The following is a 20,174-nucleotide window of genomic DNA, read 5'->3' as shown; positions in this document are numbered from 1 at the left end:
AGTTATATCTACATGATAGGATATATGTCGTTATTGAAGTGGGGGACATGAACGTCCTCGTGAGAGGGGGACTAGTCGTAACACCCGAGTACGTTCACCAGGCAGACGTCCTCGTGGAGAACGGGGTGATCAAGGAGGTCGGTAGAGGGCTGAATGCGCCTCCCGGCTTCGAGGTCATAGAGGCCGGCGGGATGCTCGTCCTCCCGGGCGTGGTAGACGAGCACGTCCACATGCGCGAGCCGGGCTTGACCTACAAGGACGACTTCGAGCACGGTACCAAGGCGGCTGCGGCGGGCGGCGTGACTACGGTCGTCGAGATGCCCAACACGCTCCCACCCGTGGACTCCGCCGAGAGGGTTGCCGAGAAGGCCAGGCTTCTACAGGGGAGGGCCTACGTCGACTTTGCCCTCTACGGGGTCCTCCACGACGGGAGCGTGGGCAGGATAAGGGAGATGCTCGACGCGGGCGTCGTGGGGTTCAAGGTCTTCCTCGGCCCCACGACCGGCAACATACCGCCGCCCAGGCTGGGGAGCCTCGTGGAGGTGATGGAGTCCTCGGAGAAGTACGGGTTCACGGTCGCCTTCCACGCCGAGACGCACGAGCTGGTCGAGTACTTCACGGCGAGGTACAGGGCGCAGGGGTCTAAGCCCTCCCTCCACGACTTGGCGAGGCCGCCTCTGGCGGAGGCCCACGCCATTAGAACGATAGGGTCGATACAGGAGCACGCCGGGGGCAGGTCTCTGATAGTCCACGTCTCGTCGAAGCAGGCGCTCGAGGCCGTCGAGGATTTCAAGAGGAGGGGCGTCTCCATGTACGCCGAGACCTGCCCGCACTACCTGGTCCTGTCGGCAGACGACTACGAGAAGTACGGCCCCCTAATCAAAGTGAACCCGCCTATAAGGGGGAGGGACCACGCCGAGGCCCTGCTCCGCGGGGTGAACAGCGGGCTGATCGACACCATCGGCAGCGACCACGCGCCCCACGCTCCCGAGGAGAAGAGCGGGGACATATGGTCGGCGGCCTCGGGTATGCCCGGTGTCCAGACGCTGCTCCCGCTCATGCTCGACCTGGCGCTCAGGGGCTTCATCGACGTGAGGAGGATACCCCTACTAATGGCGAGGAACCCCGCCAAGCTGTTCAAGCTCTGGCCGTGGAAGGGCGAGATAGCACCCGGTAGCTCCGGGGACCTCGTCGTCGTAGACCCGAGAGAGGAGTACGTGGTCAGGGAGGAGGACTTGTACTACAAGCACAAGCTGTCCCCCTACATAGGCTGGAGGCTCAAGGGGAGGGTGAAGTACACGATACTGAAGGGGGTAGTGGTGGCTAGAGACGGAGTCGTGGAGGGCAAGCCGGTGGGCTCCTGGGTCAAGCCGGTCCGGTGAGCGGCGTACTCTTAGATTAATTAGAACTTATTTTATTATCCAAAAACAATTCTAACACGTGGGTGGTCTAATGACGGGTGTCTCGCGTAGGAGCAGGGCGATCAAGACCTCGCCTCACAGGGTTCTCGTAGCGCTCGCAGACCAGCTGAGGAGGAGCGGGAGGAGGGTCATAGACTTCACGGCGGGGCAGCCCGGCCTACCGCCGGACGCTAGCGCGCTAGCCGAGTTCATAGAGTTCGTGTCGAAGAACACATTCACGGCCTTCCGCTACGCCCCCACCCAGGGGCTGCCGGAGCTGAGGGAGGAGATTAGCGCCGACCTCAGGAAGTACGGGGGCGTGGACGTCCCGCCCGACAACATCGTGGTCACGGCCGGGGGGCTGGACGGCATCATCCTCTCGCTGTACGCTACCACGGACCCCAACGACAGAGTCCTGCTCCTAGAGCCCTGCTACAGCATGTACTGGGACACCCTTACCTTCCTCGGCTTGGAGGCCGAGTGGTGTAGCGAGAGCGTCGACACGGGGTTCCAGCCGAGCGTGGACTGTATCCTGGACAAAATGAAGAGGGTCAAGGCCGTCCTCTTCGCCAGCCCCGACAACCCGACCTCGAGGGTTATAAGCAGGGAGGTCGCGAAGGCGATAGCCGAGGAGGCCTCGAGGAGGGGCGTCTGGATACTCTACGACGTGGCTTACAAGCACCTGGTCTACGAGGGGGGGCACGTCTGGTTCGAGAAGTACGTGGAGAACCCCGACGTGCTCGTGAACATCGGCAGCTTCTCCAAGGACATCGCGATACCTGGCGGCAGGCTCGGCTACGTTTACACGTTCAACAAGGAGCTAGCCCGCGAGATGGTGAAGCTCAAGGGGATACTCGGCATCGTGGCCCCGGTACCTATGCAGTGGCTCGCCACGCTTTACCTGAGGAAGGGGTATAAGGAGAAGTACCTCGAGTACGTCATCCCGATCTACAGGAGGAGGAGGGACGCCGCCTACGAGGCTGTGAGAAAGTACCTCCCCAGGGCGAGGGTCGTGAAGCCCACCGCCAGCATGTACGTGTTCCCAGACCTCTCCAGCTACCTGGCCGAGATGAAGGTCGGCGACCTCGACCTGGCCGTCAAGCTAGCGGAGGAGAAGGGCGTAGTCGCGTTGCCGGGCTCCATATTCGGCCCGTCCGGGGCCAACCACCTGAGGATAACCTTTGTCACCAACGACGAGAAGACCATTGAAGAAGGGGTCAGGCTCATAGGGGAGTACCTGGGCGAGGCCTAGTGTCCGCCTACACTGTTAAGGGGGTCTACCCCGTCAGGCTGGAGAGGAACTCCGTCGTCCCAGACGCCATCGCTACCGCCGTGCTCGAGAGGGGGCTGAGGGGAGGGTTGGTGCTGGCGATAGGGGGCCTGAAGCACGCGGAGCTCGGCGTCTACGACAGGGGGGCCGGCAGGTACGTTGTACAGACGCTCGACGCGGCCGCAGACGAGACGCTCGAGGTGGCGCCGATGCTGGGCAACTACCTGGTGACGAGCAGCGGCCACGTCTCGGTCCACCTCCACGTCAACCTGGCGTGGCGTAGGGGTAGCGCCGCCGGCCACCTGGTCAGCGGTCTAGTCGACCCGTTTCTAGAGGTGTTCCTCGTAGAGGTCGGCGACGTGGTGAGAGAGGTTTTCTTCCACAGGGACGTCTAGCCTCATGTACGTCTTCACCACCTTCACGGAGAGCGGCTACAGGAAGCTGGCCTCCTTTGTTAGGCGTGCGCGCGGGTCGGTTGCCGTACCAATCCCGGGCTCCCTGTGCGAGGACGCCCGCCGACTAGGCCCGGACACCCTGAGGAAGAGGGGGGTCCCCGCGAGCTTCGCGAGGGTCTGGCGGCCCGTCCTCGACCTGCTCGCCTCCACGAGCCTGCCGCGCGTGGAGTGCTACCTCGGCGAGGTGGACTTCGAGGAGGCTAGGTACAGGGCCGTTGATGTGGCCTCCCTCATCATTAGAGCCGACGTGTACGGGGTAGCCGACTTGGAGGAGTGGGTGCGGGTGTTCAGGAGAGACGCCCAGCCGGTACGGGAGTTAGGGGAGTTCACGGTCGTTGACGACTACGTCAAGGCCTACGCGACCCTCAAGGCGAACCCCGGCGCCCTCTACACCGCCCTCGAGGAGGTCGTCCCAACCCCCTTCGACCTACTCGCCCTACTCGCACTAGGGGAGCTGTGCCGAGACTTGTTCGGCAGGCTCGTGGAGTTCTCCCTGAGGTACTTCAACGACTACCTGTTGAGGTCCGTGAACCTGACGAGGGCCTACAGGAGGCTCGTCAGGGACCGGGAGTACATTGACTTCCTCGCCTCGCACAACATACCGGTCTTCAAGTAGATATATACGTATACGTGTAGTACTTGTTAACTAGGGGGTGCTACATGTCCCCCACACTCTCTGGAGGGGTATCCGAGAGGGTCGTCGAGGTCCTCAGGAGGTATGCTGACAGAGAACACCTGGAGAGACTCCTCGCGATCCCGGACCCCCGCCTCCACACCTGGGTCGCAGACGTAGCGGAGACCGCCGACCCGGAGAGGATCTACGTCAACACGGGCTCACCAGAGGACTTGGAGTACATAAAGAGGCGTGCCTTAGAGAACAGGGAGGAGCTCCCGACGAAGTACAAGAACAAGACCGTACACTTCGACGGGCTCTACGACCTGGCGAGAGACAGAGAGAACACCAGGATACTGGTCCCGCCCGGGACAAGTATAGCCATGGTGAACACGCTCGAGAGGGAGAGGGGCCTAGCCGAGGTAAGGGAGCTCTTCAAAGGCGTGATGAGAGGGAACACGATGTACATCGGGTTCTACTGCTTCGGGCCGAGGGACTCGCCGTTCTCCCTCTACGGGGTCCAGATAACGGACTCGGCGTACGTGGCGCACAGCGAGAACATACTGTACAGGGTCTGCTACAGCGTGTTCGTGGAGAGGGGCGGTAAGCTGAAGTACATGAGGTTCCTGCACGCGACAGGCGAGAGGAACGAGCTGGGCTGGAGCAAGAACGTCGAGAAGAGGAGGATATACATAGACCTCGACGACCACATAGTCTACAGCGTGAACACCCAGTACGCCGGGAACACGGTGGGCCTGAAGAAGCTCTCGCTCAGGCTGTGCGTGAACCAGGGCAAGAAGGAGGGGTTCCTCTGCGAGCACATGTTCATAGTCGGGGTCAGGGGGCCGGGGGGCCGGGTGACGTACTTGACAGGAGCCTACCCCGCCGGCTGCGGCAAGACGTCCACCGCTCTAGTGGCAGACACCCTGGTCAGCGACGACCTGGCCATAATACACGCCTACAACGGGGAGGCCAGGGCGATAAACCCCGAGGTGGGCTCCTTCGGGATAATAGACGGGATAAACCCGGTCGACGACCCGGAGATCTACAAAATACTCCTAGACCCCGAGACAGAGGTGATCTTCAGCAACGTCCTACTCACGGAGGACGGGGACGTCTGGTGGAGGGGGAGGCCCGAGCCCCCCAGGAGCGGGTTGAACTACGCGGGTCCCTGGAGGCCGGGGCTTAGGGACGATAAAGGGAGGGAGGTGCTCCCGTCCCACCCCAACGCCAGGTTCACGACGTACCTCAAGTACCTGAAGAACCTGGACCCGAGGATAGAAGACCCCATGGGCGTCCCCGTGGAGGCGATGATATTCGGCGGGAGGGACTCGGACACGAACGTCCCGGTTGAGGAGGCCTTCGACTGGGTACACGGCAACGTGACGAAGGCCGCTGCCCTCGAGTCGGAGAGGACAGCCGCGGTTCTCGGCCAGGTTGGGGTCAAGGAGTTCAACCCCTACGCCATACTAGACTTCCTCTCGGTGTCCCCCGGCGAGTTCCTGAGGCTTCACCTGGACTTCGCGGGGAGGTTGACCCGCTTACCCAAGATATACAGCGTCAACTACTTCCTCAGGGACAAGGAGGGCAGGTTCCTGAACGAGAAGACCGATAAAGTGGTCTGGTTGAAGTGGATAGGGCTGAGAGTGCACGGCGACGTGGAGGCTCTCGAGACGCCGACGGGCCTCATACCAGTCTACGAAGACCTGGCCAAGCTGTTCAGAGAGGTGCTTGGAAAAGAGTACACGGAGCAGGCCTACAGGGAGCAGTTCAAGGTCAGGGTGGCCAAACAGATAGAGAGGGTCAACAGGGTTGTAGAGGTGTACAAGAAGATCCCCGACACTCCCCCCGTGTTCTTCGACGTGATGGGGGAGCAGCTGAGGAGGCTCGAGGAGGCGAGGCTCAGGTACGGGGACTACATTGACCCGTTCCAGCTGGACAAAAAGTAGTCTGTCAGTATATCAGGTAGGCCTTCTTCAACATCTCGTTAGAGAGCAGGCTCCTGCCGTCTCCCTCGAGCACGACCCTCCCGTTCTCGAGGACGTAGCCGCGGCTTGAGATCTCCAGTGCGTTCTTGACGTGCTGCTCCACTACCAGCATCGTGAGCCCGTACTCCTTGTTCAGCTTAACTACGAGGTCGAAGAGCGCTAGTACCACCTTAGGCGCTAGTCCCAGGCTCATCTCGTCGACCAACAACAGCTCGGGCGAGGTCATCAGCCCCCTGCCAAGCGCAAGCATCTGCGCCTCGCCACCCGACAGCGAGCCCGCTAGCTGGCCCCTCCTCTCTTTCAGCCTCGGGAATATGCTGTACACGAGCTCGAGCCTCTCCCTCACCTTCGACTTGTCCCTCTCTAGGTACGCCCCCGCTAGCAGGTTCTCCTCGACGGTGAGGTTCGGGAAGATCCCCCTGCCCTCCGGCACCATTGTGAGCCCCAGCGCCACTCGCTCGTGGACTCTCTTGCCGGAGATGTCGGCCGACTTGAAGACGACGCTCCCGCTGTACAGCGTGGTGTAGCCCATGATAGTCCGCAGTAGTGTAGTCTTGCCGGCGCCGTTGGGGCCTACGACGGCGACTATCTCGCCTTTGTCGACGTAGAGGGAGACGTCGTGTAGGACCTTGAACTCGCCGTAGCCCGCGTTAACCCTCCTAAGCTCGAGTAGGCGGGTCATCCGACCACCTAGACGGGCTTGATGCCCAGGTACGCCTCTATCACCCTGGGGTTCGAGGCGACCTCCTCTGGGGGGCCCTCGGCGATCACCCTGCCCTCGTGGAGTACCACGACCCTCTTGCTCAGGGACATTACGAACCTCATGACGTGCTCGACCACGACGAGGGTCAAGCCCCGGTCGCTCCACACCTTCTTGATGACCTCGGCCAGCCTCTCCTGCTCGTGGGGCCTGAGGCCGGCGGCGATCTCGTCCAGCAAGAGGAGTTTGGGCCCGGTGGCCAGGGCTCTAGCCAGGTCTACAAGCTTGTGCTCCATTAGCGTGATCTCGCTCCCCAGCCTCCCCCAGTCTTCCCTTGGTAGACCGATCAACTCGAGGACCTCGACGGCTGTTTTACGGGCCTCCTCCACGCTGTCCGTCCTCAAGAGAGCCCCTGTTGTCACGGCCTCCAGGACGGTCAGGTTCCTGAAAGGCCTCACCTTCTGCCACGTCCTAGCTATACCCAGCTTCGCCACCTCGTGGGGCTGTAGGCCGGTTATGTCCCTACCCATGAAGAACACTCTGCCCTTGTCCGGCTTGTACACCCCGGTGATACAGTTGAACAGCGTCGTCTTGCCCGAGCCGTTGGGCCCTATGAGGCCGACTATCTCCCCTCCACCCACACTGAGGGTGACGTCGCTTAGCGCCACTACACCGCCGAACCTCTTCGTCACGTTCTCGACTCTCAAGACAACGTCTGGAGCGCTCACTTCCTCCACCACCTCCTCAACTGGTTGAAAAGCCCGGCTAGGCCCTCTGGCTTGAGGATCCCGACGACTATCAGGGCCACGCCGTAGAGGAGGAGGTCTAGGCCGGGGATGACCCCGCCCAGGGTGCTACGCAGGTACTCGCCTAGAGCCCTGAACACCACGGCGGCCGCTATCGCCCCGCTAATAGAGCCTAGGCCCCCGATTATCCCCATTATAGCGATGCTTATAGCGAGCCCAGCGTCGAAGAGCCTGTACGAGAAGCTCGAGTATATGACCACCTGCAAAAACCCGGCCGCGCCCGTTATGAACGAGTATATAGCTAGAGCTATCAGCTTGTAGAGCCTCGTGTCGACTCCTACGGCCTCGGAGACGAGCTCGTCCTCCTTTATATTCCTCAAGTAGTAGCCGATCTTGGAGCCCGAGATGTAGATGTTGACGAGTATGACCGCCAACAAGACCACGTCGACTATGATGAAGAGCTCGAAGTAGGTCCTGGGCCTCAGGTACAGCCAGCCCCACTTGTTCGGCAAGTAGAAGTCCCAGGGACCCATGAAGTACCTGAACAAGTTGTTCAGTATGACGACAAGGGACGCCGTCATCAGGGCGTACCAGACCTCTCTAACCCCGAACCTGAACGTGGGTATACCAATCAACACTGCCAGACCCGCGGCGACGGCGCCGCCCGCCCACACGCCCACTACGGGCGGTAACCCTAGCCTCATCCACAAGAGCGAGGTCACTATACCCCCGAGAGCCATGTAAGCGCTCGAAGCCAAGTCCAGCTGCCCGGTCAGGCCGCCGATGATATTCCAAGCTGCGACGAAGGCCGCGAACAGCGCGACCTGGGTCAGTAAGAGCATGTAGTAGTTGTTCCCCGACACTAGGAAGCCCACTGCCAGTAGGGCGGCTTGGAAGAGGGCGATCGAGAGTAGAGTGCTCCTCGTCAACACCTCTCTTCACCTCTTCGCGAAGAAGCCCCTCGGCTTAAACCACAGTATGAAGAAGAATATCAGGTAGACCACGGCCATCTTCACCGAGGGGCTTATGAGGCTGCCCATGGACTCGGCTATCCCGATGATCACGGCCGAGACTACCAAGCCCCGTATGCTGCCGAGACCCGCGAGTGCGACTGCTACCCACGAGACCAGGCTGAAAGAAGTCCCGAGGTAGGGCCACACCTGCCCCATCTCCATCCACAGTCCCGAGGCGACCCCTACCAATACCATTCCGACCGCGAACGTGAGCAGGTAGACTCTCTCGACGTTGATGCCCATGAGCATGGCACTAGACCTGTCGTCTGTGACAGCCCTCATTGCCAGGCCTAGCCTAGTCCTCGACAAGAACTGGTCCAGCAGGAACAGTACGAGGACTGACACCGCCGCCGACAGCAGCTTCGACTCGTATATTACAAACGGCCCTATGCTCAGGCCTTCCGAGAAGACGGGGTTCGGGTACCCCCTCGGCTCGGCCTTAAAGTAGCCTAGGGCTATATTCTGGAGCACGAAACCTAGCCCGACCGTTACAGCTATCTGGATAAGGGGCTCCTTGCCGAGGACGGGGTTTATCAGCCCTTTCTGTATCGCGAGCCCCAAGACGAACAGTACTGGTAGTACTAGGAGCATCGACAACAACGGGTCTATGTTTAGGTATGTCGATATCAGCCACACGAAGTACGCCGAGATCATTACTAGGTCTCCGTGGGCGAAGTTGATTATGTCCATGACCCCGAATATGAGGGCTAGGCCTGAGGCTACTATCGCGTAGAACAAGCCTAGGAAGACACCGTCTATAACCTGCTGTAAAACGGCGACGAGTAATCCTCCAACCGACATCTATACAACACCCTGTACATGCGTGTACGGATGTGTCCTCTGTATATAGGTGTGGGACGATTCTTAATAAAATTGGCTTGGTTAGGGAGCAGTCGAGGACGTAAAAAATCAGCTACTGGGTCTGGGGAATACGGGTTGGACGCCCTCCTGTGGCTGAGGCCACACAACGACAGGTGTTAGAGTGCCGTTTATCAACTGTACTTGTAGTATGGCTGTACCCGCGTACAGGTTCTCGCCGTTCGGCGCGAACTTGATCCTGCCCGTCGGGTAGAGCTGGGCGGCTATGCTGTTGCTCTCGTTCAGGTCTAGGCTGAGGAAGGCCTGCCTCAAGTGGTCTGGGTTCAACGGGTCGTCCGGGAACATCTGGCCGGCCTTCTCGAGCGCCTCGTAGGTCGTGAAGAAGGAGTAGAAGACCTCGCCGGCGGCCTCGGTCGGCATCTTACCGTACCTCCTCATGAACTCGCTGACCAGCTTCTTGTTCCACTCCGTGGGCTTCGCCGGGTTGTAACTGTAGGTGTTGGTGTAGTACAGGACGGCGTCGCCGGCCGCCTTAATGGAGTCCGGGTCCGTGAAGCCGCACGCGCCGGCGCCGGCTATGAACTTGGGGTTCAGCCCGGCCGCCTTCGCCGTCTTTGCGAACAGGACCCCGTCGCTGAAGTAGGGGACGGCTATCACGATGTCCGGGTTCAACCTCTTGATCTGGTCTATGATCGGGCTCATGTCCGTGATGTCGTACGGGTAGGTTATGTGCGACGACACCTCCACGCCGTACTTCACTAGCTGGAGGTGGGCTCCGTTGCTAACCGTAGTCCCGAACACTGAGTCCTCGTTGATGATCACGGCTGTTCTAATGGTCACGTTATGCTTCTTAGCCATATCCATGACGAAGTCCACGGCCGAGACTCCGTGAGCGCTGGCTCTGGGGGCCACTCTGAAGAAGTACATCCAGCCCTGGTTAGCCAGGTCGTCTACTAGGGCGTCCGTGACCAGGATGACCTTGTTCTGCTCGGTCACAGTACCCATCGCCATCGTGAACCTGCTGATGTACGCCCCGTATATTATGGGGACGTGGTACTGCGAGATCAGCTTCTCCGCCGCCAGCCTAGCGGACTCGGGCGACGTACCAGCGTCCTCGACCACGATGTCCAGCTTCGCGCCCCCGAGCGACCTGACCCCGCCGAGCTCGTTGTTGATCATGTCCACGACAAGCCTGGCGGCGTCGACCGCCTCTCTACCGAATATAGCGTAAGGGCCCGTCAAGGGCTGGACGACGCCGATGACGACCTTCTCAATCTTAACCTTGGTAGGGGTTGGAGACGGGGAGGGTGTCGCAGCGGGCTTCGAGGTGTAAATGTAGTAGCCCAGCGCAGCCGCAACTATCGCTACGATCACCACTATAGCGATTATTAAGGGGGTTCGGGAGGGTTTACTAGCCATAGAACCGACCCTTCTCCTTGTACATATATGTGTAGTATGGTGAAATAAAAACTTTAGTGGGAACACTGTTTAATCGCGTCGATTCACTTGATTAGCCTTGAGACAGCCCTGAGGATCTTAACGTAGCCGGTACACCTGCACAGGTTACCCTCGATAGCCTTCTTGGCGTCCTCCAATGTCTTTATCAGCCCCTTCTTCAACCCTGCGTACACTGTCAGGATGAAGCCCGGTGTGCAGAAGCCGCACTGGACAGCCCCCTCCTCTACCAGGGCCTTGACTATCCTCCCCGCTAGCTCGTCCCCCTGGAGGCCCTCGAGCGTCACCACCTCTCTGCCCTCGACCTGCGGCGTTAGGACTAGGCACGAGTACACGGGCTCGCCGTCGATCAGGACGGTGCAGGCGCCGCACTCGCCCCTCTCGCACCCCCTCTTCACGCTCGTGACCTTCAGCCTGAGCCTTAGTGTGTCGAGCAGCACCTCGTTGGGCTCGACGTCCACCTCGACGGGCTGGTTGTTCAGCTTGAAGGAGACCTTCACGCGCCTCACCTCCTGAGCCTCCCCGCGACCTCCCTCAGGGCGTCCCTGAGTAGAGCGGAGGCGAGGTGCCTCCTGTACTCTGCCGTAGCCCTGACGTCCGTGATCGGCGATATGTCTTGCTGGACCAGCCTTGAGGCGGTTTCAATAGACTCGTCGCTCAACCCCTTCTCGTTCAGGTACTCCTCTACGGTCGCGGCCCTGACAGGCCTCGGCGCCACGGAGTTCAATGCAACCCTGAACCTCAGCTCTCCCCCGGGTCTGACCTCGACTCCCAGGGCCAGCCCTACTACAGAGAGCGTGAAGGCGCTCCTCCGGCCGAACTTCCTGTAAGCCCAGTACTCGCTAAGCCCCTCCACCACCGGGACCTCGAACTCGGCGATCATCTCACCGGTCTCCAGGGCTGTTTTACGTGGGCCCAGCACGAGCTCCCCTAGCGCAATAGACCTCGAGCCGCGGGGCCCCCTCAGCTTCACGAGGGCGCCGTGGACTAGTAGAGGCGGGGCGGTGTCGGCGGCTGGCGAGGCGTTAGCTATGTTCCCGCCTATCGTGGCGACGCTCCTGATCTGCCAGCTAGCCATGTTGTACACTGCTTGGTGGAGTAGGGGTAGCTTCTTCTTGACCACGTCGGACCTCAGAATCTCCTCCAGGGTCGTCAAGGCGCCGATCCTTACCTTGGAGCCCTCGTCGACTACGTACCTGAGCTCCCTCAAGCCGCCCAGGTCGATGACCGCCCTCGGCCTGTAACGCCCTATTTTCAGGTCTACTAGCAGGTCTGTACCCCCAGCCAGGTACTTGTAGTCGCCCAGCTTGCTAGCTAGCTCTACAGCCTCCTCGACGCTCCTAGCCCTGTAGTACTCGAAGGAGGGTAGCTTGTAGAACATCCTATCACCTCTTTAGAGAGCCTGTCAGCTCCAGGACGTACTCCGGGGTGATGGGAAGCCTGGTCACGTTGACGCCGAGGGCGTGGGAGACAGCGTTGGCGATAGACGCCGGGATCGGTATCAGCGCCATCTCGCCCACTCCCTTAGCACCCATAGCACCGTACTTGTAGACGTCCTCCACGTAGACCGGCTTCTCGACCTCCGGCACCTCCATAACCGTGGGTAGAACGTAGTCCGTGAAGTCCGCGTTGAGTATAGAGCCCTTCTCGTCGAAGACGAGCTGCTCGTAGAGGGTGTAGCCTATACCCTGCACGACGGCCCCCTCGACCTGCCCCTCGACCTGGACCGGGCTTATGATCCTACCGGAGGCAAGTGCCGGCCACACCCTCAAGACCCTGACTACCCCTGTCTCGGTGTCCACCTCCACCTCGCTCACCACCACGATGTAGCTGAAAGCCGGGTAGGCGAAGCCCTGGCCAACCGTGTCGTCGAACCTGCCCTTGGGTAGGAAGAAGTAGCCGGTGGCGGAGAGCTCAACGCCCTTGGCGTAGGCCTCCCTCACGAGGTCCACCCACCTCACGTACTTCTCCGGGTTGTCCCTCGGGTAGACCCTCCCGTCTCTGAACACGAGCTTGTCGGGCTCGACCCCGAGAATGTCGCCGGCGAGCCTGGCGAGCCTCTCCCTTATCTTCCCGGCCGCGACCTCGACGCCTATGCCGCCGATACCAGTCCCCCTCGAGGCGTGTGTAGCCCCCGTGTCCGGGGCCTCTGTCGTGCCGAAGACGACCCTGACGTTCTCGGGCGGGACGCCCAGTATCTCGGAGACTATCTGGACGTGCGAGCTGGTCGGGCTGCCCTGGCCCATCTCGACTATCCCCGTGTAGACCGTGACAGACCCGTCCTTCTCCACCTTCACGACGGCGTTGGACCAGTCGGGGACGCCCCTCGAGGTGCTTATGCCGTGCCAGGCGACGCCAACGCCTATACCCCTCCTCCACCTACCGGCCTTCTTGTTGTACTCGCTGTACTCCCTCCTCTTCTGGAACCACCCGGACTTCGCGGAGACCTTCTCCAGCGCCTCCCCCACGCCGACCGAGTGGTCTAGGACCTGGTTTGTGAGAGTCCTAGAGCCGGGCCTGAGGATGTTCTTAAGCCTGAACTCCACCGGGTCCAGCCCCAGCTTCTCGGCTAGCAGGTCCATCTGCCTCTCGGCCGCGAACTGGACACTGGGGTTGCCGAAGCCCCTGAACGACCCCTGGTACACCTTGTTCGTGTAGACAGCGTAGCCGTCCACTCTCGCGTTGGGCACCTCGTAGGGGCCCGAGGCGTGCATCGTGGCCCTCCACAGTATGAACGGCGCCCTGTTGGCGTAGGCCCCTGTGTCGTGTATGATCGTAACGTCGATCGCCGTCAGTTTACCCTCCTTGTTCGCCCCGCTCTTGTACCGTATTATGGTGGCCTCCCTCTTCGGGTGGACCTTGATCGACTCCTCCCTCGAGTAGACTATGAAGGCCGGCCTCCCCGTGAGGTAGGCCACTAGAGCGGCCTTCGCGACCGTGAGGGGGCCCTCGTCGTCCTTCCCGCCGAACCCGCCGCCCAGGTATGGGACTACCACCTTCACCCTGCTAGCCGGCAGGCCCAGCACTCTCGCCGTGATGTCCCTGGCGAGGTGGGGGTGTTGCGCGGCGCCTACTACCGTCACCCTCCCCTCCGAGTCCGGTAGCGCTAGTGCGGCCTCGGTCTCTAGGTAGGCGTGGTCCTGGTGGTGGGTCCTGTACTCGTTCTCAACGACGGCGTCTGCCTCGCTGAACCCCCTCTCGACGTCGCCCTTCCTCACCTTCGTCCTGAACGCGATGTTCGACCCGGCCTCCTCGTGTACTAGCACGTCGCTCCTCGACATGGCCTCCAGCGGGTCGAGGACGTAGGGCAGAGGCTCGTAGTCGACTTTAACGAGCTGCGACGCCTCAACCGCTCTCTCCCACGACTCTGCCGCGACGAGTGCCACGACCTCGCCGGCGTACCTGACCTTACCCTCCGCTAGCAGGGGCTGGTCGGGCAGCGCGTAGCCTACCTGGTTGACGCCCGGTATGTCCCTGTGCGTGACTACAGCCCTGACCCCGCTGACGCCGAGCGCCTCCTTCAAGTGGAAGCCCCTAATCCTCGCGTGTGGGTGAGGGCTCAACACCTGCTTCACGAACAGCGCGTTGCCGTACACGTACTTCACGAAGTAGTCCTCTGTGAACAGGGCTCTTCCCAGGGCTTTCTCGAGCGCGTCGACCCTCGTGAACTCCCTGCCCACGACAAAGTAGGACTCTGCCGACAGGTACTTCTCGAGTATAGAATACGGGTCCTCGAGGGACAAACTGGTAGCCCTCGGATATTAAGTCTAGGCCCCGTAGAATAATAACCTTGCTTTTTCACTCAACTAGAGCTACTTCGGCGTCCTCAGCTTGTAGAAGACCGACTGGACTACTGTGCCCTTAACCCCCTCCAAGTAGCGCCCCACTATAACCCCGTTGGACAGGAGTAAGTACTCCCTCCCGTTGGGGTAGACCACCACTATCATCCACTCGCCCGACCTCACCTTGCTGGCCAGGTAGTTGGCTTTGGGCAGCCCGTCCGAGGCGTGAACCAGCTCTACCTCCCTCAGGTACTGGGCCCTAACTAGTGCGAGTGACAAGTCTACCTTGATGTCCACTGGTAGCGACTCCCAGAAAGGCTTCTCCTCTACTTCCACTCGTGGGGCTCTAGGGGGTCTGAGCCTCTCGGCGATGTCGACCTTTCGGCACCTCCCCTCGGCGAGGGCGGTGTAGTTGGAGAACAGGGTTGAGTAGACCTTGGCCAGCTCCCTCTTGGCAAAGAAGCCCCCGGCGACCTCGTACTCCAGCTTGAAGAAGGCGCCTCCGAGGTAGTAGAGCCTCAGCCACTCCAGGTAGGCGCTCGCCCTCGGCTCGGGGCCCTTTCTCAGCTCTATCTTCCAGCCGCGGGGCTCCTGCCAGAGCTTGTACTCGCACACGTGGTCTACCGGCTTAGAGAATTTCACGCTTACACTGTCACCAGATATCTCGCAAGATGACACCACGGGTAGTATCCCGAGGAACAAGCAGGGCTCTAGTAGCAAGTAGTCCACGAAGCTGGGCGGGCACCTGCCTACCTCTATCTGAGTGGACATCATCTGGACAACGCTAGCATATTTTTCAACTGAGCAAACCATGTAATAATATGGGCGGAAGGCTTTTAAATAGTCAGCTCAATTAAGCCTCGAGGTGTGGGGCAACGTGTCTCAACGCTTCCTCCACCAGCGTGTTCGAGAGCGCCGCGTCGTTCAGCCCCTCCTTTACTAGCCCTCTCACGAACAGCATACTAGCCTCACGCGGGTCGAGCCCGCGAGAGACCAGGTAGAAGAGCTGCTCGGTGCCCAGCTTTACGTTCCTGGCGTAGTGCCTGGCCTCCGCGACGTTATTCGTCCTGACCTCTAGCCTCGGCTGCATGAGGGCTAAGCCCCCTAGTTGGAGGGCTTCAATGCCGTAGACGAGCGAGCCCTCCTTAGACCCCTCTTCGGCTACAAGAGTGCCCCTGGCCGCAGCCGTGGACTCGCCCAGGCTTACGAGCAACTGCCTCACGTGGAGAGCCGGGCCATCGCCTCTCGCGCGGCCGAGCACGTCGACGTCTACGACGCTCCTCCCTAGCGCTAGGACGACCGCCTTCTCGTTGAGCGACGCCGAGTCTACCGAGACGAGCTCCTCGACTTTGAGGACGCGGGAAGACTCGACTAACACGGCTCTCTCGCTCGCGCAACAGCCTAGCCTCGAGGCCAATCGGAGGTAGCTCGCCAGCCCCTCGCCAGCCTTAACTCTCAGCAGGAGTCTAGACCCGGGCTCAGCGTCCAAGGTCAGAGACAAGCTGAGAGACCCCTTCGTGTTGAGGTTGAGCTCCAGCACGTACAGCCCGCTACTACTGACCACCAGGTTGAGGCCTACCGCAGAGAACAGGCTGCCGGAGTTTACCTCTACTACAGCCTTGCCCGGCGCGCCGCCGACCTCTATATCGTACCGGGCCGACTCGTACCTCTTGTGGAGTAGACAGTAGACGCTACTACAGTCGCCCGCGTACTCGTCTCGTGTTGGAGACTGCGCGACCCTAGCGCCCTCGACGAGGACAACGGGCTCGCCGATACTGCCCGCTCTAGAGGCCTCCTCGACCAGCCTCGCGTACTCGTAGGGGTTGATGTAGTGCTTTATTGTCGGGGAGTCTCCTACGAACTGGAGCAGGCTCTTCAACCGACACCACCGTACTCCTCGAACTCCAGCTCGACCACCCTCTTCAACATGCTTGCGAATTCGAAGGGCAGCTTCCTCAGTACGTCTCTAACAAAGCCGTTTACTACCAGAGAGACGGCCTCGTTCCTCTTCAACCCCCTTGACATCAAGTAGAACACCTGGTCCTCGCTCAGCCTGAGAGTTGAGGCCTCGTGGCCTACGTCGGCGTCTCTCTCGAGCAGGTGGACGATCGGGTAGGTGTAGGACCCGCTCTTCTCGTCGAGTATCAGGCTCTCGCACTCGACGTGGCTGACCGAGCCAACAGCCCCCTTGTTGACCTGCGTGAGCCCCCTGTAGACGCTGAGGCCGCCGTTTGCTACGATACTCTTCGACAACACCCTGCTAGAGGTCCTCGGAGCGGCGTGTATGACCTTAGAGCCCGTGTCCTTTATGTAGCCACCGTTGCTGATGCTGAGGAGGGTCGAGACGGTCTTGGCCCCCTCGCCCCTGAGGACGGTGGAGGGGTAGGTCACCGTGATCTTGCTGCCTATGCTCCCCTCCACCCACTCCACGAAGGCGCCCTCCTCCGCGACGGCCCTCTTGTTGTTGAAGTTTATGACGTTCCTGCTCCAGTTCTGAACCGTGACGAAGGAGACCCTGGATGAGGGGTGGGCGTATATCTCGACCATGCCGTCGTGGAAGCTCTCCCTCCTAAGCCTGGGCGCGCTGCATCCCTCTATGAAGACCAGCTCGCTGCTATCGTCCGCTACTATGAGCGAGTGCTCGAACTGCCCCTCCATCTCCCTACCCAGGAAGAAGAAGGCCTCGACCGGGTAGGGGACTCTCACCCCCCTCGGCACGTAGACGAAGACGCCGCCGCTCCACAGCGCGTAGTGTAGTGCGGCGAACTTGTGGTCCGTGTAGGGGAAGACCCTCGAGAAGTACTTCTTCACCAGGTCGGGATACTTCTGGACGGCTTCCTCCATCGGCACCATTACGACGCCCAGCCTCCTTAGGAAGTCCTTCATGCCCACGAAGACGCTTTCGCTGTCGAGCACGGTCGTGAGCCCGGCTAGGTACCTGGCGTACGCCTCGGGCAGGCCCAGCCTCTCGTAGATCCTCCGCACCTCCTCCGGTAGGTCGCTCCAGTCGCTCGCCACCTCGACGTCTGGCTTCGTGTAGAGCGTCGTTATCTCGTCGAGGTCTATTCTCTGGATGTACGGCAGCCACTGTGGTGCAGGGGCCTCCTCGAAGTACTCTAGAGCCCTGAGCCTGAGCCTCCTCATCCACTCGGGCTCTTTCTTGGACCTGCTGATCTCCTCTACTAGGCTCCTGCTGACCCTGCCCGTTATCTCAACTCTGCTCCTGTACTCCACGCCCGTGAGCTCCTCTAGCTCGAAGCCCCGGATGTCAAAGCCCATTATGGGACACCACGGAGGAGTAGCCCTCCCTGGCTATCTTGTCCACTAGCTCGACTCCCCCAGAGGCCACGACCGCACCGTTGTGCATCACCAGGACCCTGGAGGGCCTGACGAGCTGTAGTAGCGAAGGGTAGTGGGTTATCAGGAGGACGCAAGCCCCCTCCCTCGCGACGCTGTTTACGTAGTCGGCGAGGAGCCTCACCCCCTCCAAGTCGAGCCCGCTGTCCGGCTCGTCCATCAACAGGCACTTGGGTTTCAACAGGAGGGCCTGGAGGAACTCCGACCTCTTCTTCTCCCCACCCGAGAACCCCTCGTTCAGCCCCCTGTCGAGTAGCTCCCTCTTGAGGCCCACCTTAACAGCGGTCTCCTCCAGTAGCGAGCCGACCCCCTCTACCTGGCGCCACGAGGTGTTGATTGCTTTGAACAAGTCCCTTAGAGAGACCCCTTTCACCTCGACGGGGTTCTGGAAGAAGAGGAACAACCCCCTCCTGGCCCTCTCGTAAGGCTGGAGGCTGGTGATGTCCTCCCCGTTCAGGACGACCCTCCCTTTCACGACCCTGTAGCCCGGGTGTCCCATAACCGCGTAGGCGAGACTGGTCTTGCCGCTGCCGTTAGGCCCCATTAAGGCGACTATCTCCCCGTCCCCGACCTCGACCGTGACGTCTCTGACGACCAGCTTACCGCCCACTTCGACGCTCACGCTGTCTACCAGCAGCAAAGTAAACACCCTAATGCAATGACAGGTTTGGTTAACCTAATAAACTTAGTGGGACGGGTGGAGAGAGGGTTATCGGTTTGAAAATAAACAAATCCCACTCAGGGACCGGCTACTTCGTACGCTATGACGGTCAGAGGCTCGCCGCTACAGTCCTGCTCGCAGTAGACTCCCTGCACAGCCCCGTTCTCGACTACCACGTACCTCTTGCCCGAGGCGTAGGTCTCCACGACGAGCCACGTCCCTTTAGCGAGCTCGCCCGAGACCGCCTGCTCCAATCTGGTGCTCGCGGGTAAAATCTTGAACGACCGCGACCCCCTCATGAGCCTCGCCCTAACCCTAGAGTCGGACAGGTCGTACTTGAACGCGGCGGCGGGCTGGGGAGGCGGCTGCTTGGCCTCCTCCGCTCTCGCCGGACTCGGAGGCTGCTGAACAGCTCGCGGCGGCGGGGGCGGAAGCGGTGGCGGGGGCCTCTCTTCCCGGGCGGGCCTCCTCTCCTCCAGCGGCTGTCCGAGCCTCGAGCACACGACCGGGATTACTCCCCGCAGCGCTAACAGGTTCGTCTCGAGGCTTCTCTGGGCCTGACCCCTCACCCTAAACCCAGCCTCGAGCTTGTAGTCTATGATGAGGTTGTTGCCCTCGAGTATCAGCCAGAGCTCGGTCAACCTCGCCCTCGGCTCCCCCTCCTCCAGGTAGTCTAGGGAGAGGGCTATCTTGGTCTCGGTCTTCTCTAGAACGGTGTAGACCGCTACGGCCTTAAAGAGCTCGTCGCCGAAGGCGAGCCTCACCGTGTCCCCCGACGCGGCGCAGTCGGAGACAACGGGTATCATCTTCAGTATCTCGCACGGCTTGGACATGAGCCTCTTGACGCAGTCGACGTCCTCTTGCCGTATGCTGACGTTTAGAGCCAAACGAGATCCCTTTACTCCTATGTAGGATTTTAACACTTACATAATATAACGTTGTTTTTAATTGAGCACGTCAAGGAGGGAGGGCTGCTATGCGACCTGTCTGTCAGTTAAAGGGGCGAACTTCGACTGGTCTATTTTCTCGAAGACCTTGTCTAGTACTGCCCTCAGGCTGACCTCGCCCGGTATACCAGCCGCTCTCGCGTGACCGCCGCCGCCCAGGTCTCTGGCGATCGACGAGACGTCTATGTAGTCGCTCCTCAGGCTGACGCCGCGCGGGTACCTGACTATGTATAGGTGGGCTATCAGGCCGTTCTTCTCCGACACGTCGACGATCTCGCCCGGGTGGATCCGCGGGTCCACGTCGGGGAATATCATTATCCTGAACCCGTCTCTCTCGACGACGTCCATCCTGGCGATCGCCTCCCTTATCAGGTTTTCGTAGACAACCGAGACCTCTCTGTTGTACAGCTCGATCATCCACGCAGGGGCCAAATCCCTCCTCTTGAAGGACTCCAACGCCTTGTACCTCACCTCCCAGCCGTACCACCTCAGCACCCTCCTCCACCTCACTGTGAGCTCGTACTTGTTGAGGAAGAAGTCGTCGTCGTAGGAGAGCTTAACGAGCTCCTCGACGAACTTGTCGCCTCTCAACCCGAGTTTGCTGGCGACGAGGTCGGCCGAGGTGTAGTTCGGGTCGACCACGTACGTCAGCACGTCGTCGAAGCCCACTAGCTCTCTGTACACGCTCGGGTCCCACTCGTGGTGGTCTAGCCAGTAGACCCTGATCTTCCTCCTCTTGGCCTCCTCGAGGAACGCGATTAGGGCCCTCAGGCTAGACGCCTGGGGGTTCAAGTCCGCTATCCAGACCTCTCTAACTGGCGGGGTCTGGCGCAGGACTTCTAGGAGGTAGTTGGGGAGAGAGGTCACCGATGCCAGTATCTGCTGCACCGGCCTGACCTTGAAGTAAATGAAGGCCGCCGACGCGAGGCCGTCGATATCCCAGTGCGTTATCGAGACTCTACCCACCA

General features: G+C 60.6%; 19 protein-coding genes. 5 read left to right on the top strand and 14 right to left on the bottom strand.

The features are described from left to right. Positions 1-47 precede the first annotated feature (47 nt). The 5 genes from allB (at position 48) to WLZ34_RS06605 (ending at position 5,687) form a co-directional block, all read left to right on the top strand. Entirely contained in the window at positions 48-1,382 is a 1,335-nt protein-coding gene (gene allB, locus WLZ34_RS06625) for an allantoinase AllB (RefSeq protein WP_434731250.1), read from the top strand. A 70-nt stretch (positions 1,383-1,452) separates the two neighbouring features. After that, complete coding sequence (locus WLZ34_RS06620; RefSeq protein WP_434731249.1) at positions 1,453-2,652, top strand: pyridoxal phosphate-dependent aminotransferase; 1,200 nt, start codon at positions 1,453-1,455, stop codon at positions 2,650-2,652. After that, positions 2,652-3,065, top strand: a complete 414-nt coding sequence (locus WLZ34_RS06615) for a PPC domain-containing DNA-binding protein (protein ID WP_434731248.1) — start codon at positions 2,652-2,654, stop codon at positions 3,063-3,065. Before WLZ34_RS06620 ends, WLZ34_RS06615 begins: the two co-directional genes overlap by 1 nt. 4 nt (positions 3,066-3,069) lie before the next feature. Beyond that, a complete protein-coding gene (locus WLZ34_RS06610) occupies positions 3,070-3,741 on the top strand; it encodes a hypothetical protein (RefSeq protein WP_434731247.1) in 672 nt (223 codons plus the stop codon). Positions 3,742-3,785: 44 nt separating this feature from the next. After that, positions 3,786-5,687, top strand: a complete 1,902-nt coding sequence (locus WLZ34_RS06605) for a phosphoenolpyruvate carboxykinase (GTP) (protein WP_434731246.1) — start codon at positions 3,786-3,788, stop codon at positions 5,685-5,687. 4 nt (positions 5,688-5,691) lie between these two features. Here the strand turns inward: WLZ34_RS06605 and WLZ34_RS06600 are convergent, their stop codons facing one another. The 14 genes from WLZ34_RS06600 to WLZ34_RS06535 all read right to left on the bottom strand — a co-directional run bounded on the left by WLZ34_RS06600 (position 5,692) and on the right by WLZ34_RS06535 (position 20,172). Beyond that, on the bottom strand, positions 5,692-6,408 hold the full coding sequence (locus tag WLZ34_RS06600) for an ABC transporter ATP-binding protein (protein ID WP_434731245.1): 717 nt from the start codon (positions 6,406-6,408) through the stop codon (positions 5,692-5,694). Positions 6,409-6,416: 8 nt separating this feature from the next. Further along, complete coding sequence (locus tag WLZ34_RS06595; RefSeq protein ID WP_434731244.1) at positions 6,417-7,154, bottom strand: ABC transporter ATP-binding protein; 738 nt, start codon at positions 7,152-7,154, stop codon at positions 6,417-6,419. Next, entirely contained in the window at positions 7,151-8,104 is a 954-nt protein-coding gene (locus tag WLZ34_RS06590; protein ID WP_434731243.1) for a branched-chain amino acid ABC transporter permease, read from the bottom strand. The genes WLZ34_RS06595 and WLZ34_RS06590 overlap by 4 nt, the downstream gene beginning before the upstream one ends. A gap of 6 nt (positions 8,105-8,110) precedes the next feature. Continuing rightward, on the bottom strand, positions 8,111-8,986 hold the full coding sequence (locus WLZ34_RS06585) for a branched-chain amino acid ABC transporter permease (protein WP_428727653.1): 876 nt from the start codon (positions 8,984-8,986) through the stop codon (positions 8,111-8,113). Positions 8,987-9,094: 108 nt separating this feature from the next. Next, complete coding sequence (locus WLZ34_RS06580; RefSeq protein WP_434731242.1) at positions 9,095-10,423, bottom strand: ABC transporter substrate-binding protein; 1,329 nt, start codon at positions 10,421-10,423, stop codon at positions 9,095-9,097. A gap of 83 nt (positions 10,424-10,506) precedes the next feature. Then, complete coding sequence (locus tag WLZ34_RS06575) at positions 10,507-10,959, bottom strand: (2Fe-2S)-binding protein (protein ID WP_434731959.1); 453 nt, start codon at positions 10,957-10,959, stop codon at positions 10,507-10,509. A gap of 5 nt (positions 10,960-10,964) precedes the next feature. Further along, on the bottom strand, positions 10,965-11,840 hold the full coding sequence (locus WLZ34_RS06570; RefSeq protein WP_434731241.1) for an FAD binding domain-containing protein: 876 nt from the start codon (positions 11,838-11,840) through the stop codon (positions 10,965-10,967). Positions 11,841-11,844: 4 nt separating this feature from the next. Next, positions 11,845-14,202 carry a xanthine dehydrogenase family protein molybdopterin-binding subunit gene (locus WLZ34_RS06565; RefSeq protein ID WP_434731240.1) on the bottom strand — a complete coding sequence of 786 codons (2,358 nt, stop codon included), beginning with the start codon at positions 14,200-14,202 and terminating at the stop codon, positions 11,845-11,847. 69 nt (positions 14,203-14,271) lie between these two features. Further along, positions 14,272-15,054 (bottom strand): hypothetical protein, encoded by a 783-nt coding sequence (locus WLZ34_RS06560; RefSeq protein WP_434731239.1) that lies wholly within the window; start codon positions 15,052-15,054, stop codon positions 14,272-14,274. A gap of 40 nt (positions 15,055-15,094) precedes the next feature. Beyond that, complete coding sequence (locus WLZ34_RS06555; RefSeq protein WP_434731238.1) at positions 15,095-16,120, bottom strand: SufD family Fe-S cluster assembly protein; 1,026 nt, start codon at positions 16,118-16,120, stop codon at positions 15,095-15,097. Next, positions 16,117-17,520 (bottom strand): Fe-S cluster assembly protein SufB, encoded by a 1,404-nt coding sequence (sufB, locus tag WLZ34_RS06550; RefSeq protein ID WP_434731237.1) that lies wholly within the window; start codon positions 17,518-17,520, stop codon positions 16,117-16,119. Before sufB ends, WLZ34_RS06555 begins: the two co-directional genes overlap by 4 nt. After that, complete coding sequence (gene sufC, locus WLZ34_RS06545; RefSeq protein WP_434731236.1) at positions 17,510-18,247, bottom strand: Fe-S cluster assembly ATPase SufC; 738 nt, start codon at positions 18,245-18,247, stop codon at positions 17,510-17,512. The genes sufB and sufC overlap by 11 nt, the downstream gene beginning before the upstream one ends. A gap of 89 nt (positions 18,248-18,336) precedes the next feature. Then, the gene (locus tag WLZ34_RS06540; protein WP_434731235.1) at positions 18,337-19,146 is read right to left on the bottom strand and encodes a hypothetical protein; all 810 of its coding nucleotides are present in this window, start codon (positions 19,144-19,146) and stop codon (positions 18,337-18,339) included. A gap of 87 nt (positions 19,147-19,233) precedes the next feature. Beyond that, positions 19,234-20,172 carry a DHH family phosphoesterase gene (locus WLZ34_RS06535; protein WP_434731234.1) on the bottom strand — a complete coding sequence of 313 codons (939 nt, stop codon included), beginning with the start codon at positions 20,170-20,172 and terminating at the stop codon, positions 19,234-19,236. Positions 20,173-20,174 lie beyond the last annotated feature (2 nt).

Source organism: Thermogladius sp. KZ2Tp1, assembly GCF_051131135.1.
GTDB lineage: Archaea > Thermoproteota > Thermoprotei_A > Sulfolobales > Desulfurococcaceae > Thermogladius.
Note: the sequence above shows the minus strand (reverse complement) of the source record. Positions and strands in the feature narration are given on the sequence as shown.